Origin of the sequence: Bartonella sp. AP57NXGY, assembly GCF_042195805.1 — a bacterium.
Taxonomy (GTDB): Bacteria; Pseudomonadota; Alphaproteobacteria; order Rhizobiales; family Rhizobiaceae; genus Bartonella.
Map to the genome: position 1 here is coordinate 1 of NZ_JBHIOZ010000657.1, position 559 is coordinate 559.

Genomic DNA, 559 nt, shown 5'->3' on the forward strand with positions numbered 1-559 from the left:
AGATCGCCAAGACGCCAAGTTTTGCCATCAGCACTTTGTCCATGCCAACCATTGACATTTTGTCCAAGCAGCGTAATTTCTTTGACACCCGCTTCGATGAGTTGAAGGGCTTCCTCGGTAATTTGCTCGACAGACCGTGATATTTCAGCACCGCGTGTGTAAGGAACAACACAAAAAGTGCAAAATTTATCGCAACCTTCCTGTACTGTTAAAAATGCGCTAACACCTCGTTTTCTTACTGCATGTTTATTATGGGGCGGCAAATGAGCAAATTTATCTTCAACAGCATAGTCTGTTTCGATAATTTTTTTCCCTTGTTTGGCTTTTTCTAACAATTCTGGCAAGCGATGATACATTTGCGGACCAATAACAAGATCCACTGTTGGCGCACGGCGCAAGATTTCACTTCCCTCAGCTTGTGCAACACAACCTGTTACACCAACCATCAGGGGTTTATCAGGTGTGCGCTCTTGACGCATAACGCGCAAACGACCAAGATCAGAATAAAGTTTTTCTGCTGCTTTTTCACGAATATGACAGGTATTAACAAGAATAAGAT

At 42.9% G+C, this 559-nt stretch carries 1 protein-coding gene; it reads right to left on the reverse strand.

The genetic code is table 11. From position 1 onward, the window contains the following. Positions 1-559: radical SAM protein (locus tag ACFIL8_RS12490; RefSeq protein WP_375690096.1), on the reverse strand; the 559-nt coding region annotated here is incomplete at both ends.